This is a genomic window from Demequina lignilytica, assembly GCF_030418375.1.
GTDB classification, from domain to species: Bacteria; Actinomycetota; Actinomycetes; order Actinomycetales; family Demequinaceae; genus Demequina; species Demequina lignilytica.
The window spans coordinates 1-334 of the sequence record NZ_JAUHPZ010000027.1 but is presented as its reverse complement, the minus strand read 5'-3'; the positions used below and the strand labels follow the sequence as shown (position 1 = coordinate 334).

The 334-nt window shown below is 50.3% G+C and carries 1 rRNA gene; it reads left to right on the top strand.

The features are described 5' to 3' along the window. Window positions 1-259: 259 nt before the first annotated feature. Window positions 260-334 (top strand): 16S ribosomal RNA (locus QQX13_RS13800); the annotation flags it as partial.

Here is a 334-nt window from a genome sequence, read left to right as displayed (position 1 = left end):
GAGTTGCCCCGAGCGAGGTCCTGAAAAGGGATCGAGTCGGTGCGCGTCCGAAACTTGAGAACTCAACAGTGTGCCACATTGTCGATGCCAAATGCATTAACAATCTCCGTCCTCCCTGGTTTCAGGGGGATGGATTCCTTTGGTAATCAAATGACAACGAGTCAGTTGTTTTTGATGCCAGAGATTAAACAGAGTCTTTGACTCGCTTCGTAATGGTGGTTGCTGGGCTCTTTTGGGGGTCTGGTTTTTCCAACATTCTTTTACGGAGAGTTTGATCCTGGCTCAGGACGAACGCTGGCGGCGTGCTTAACACATGCAAGTCGAACGGTGACGG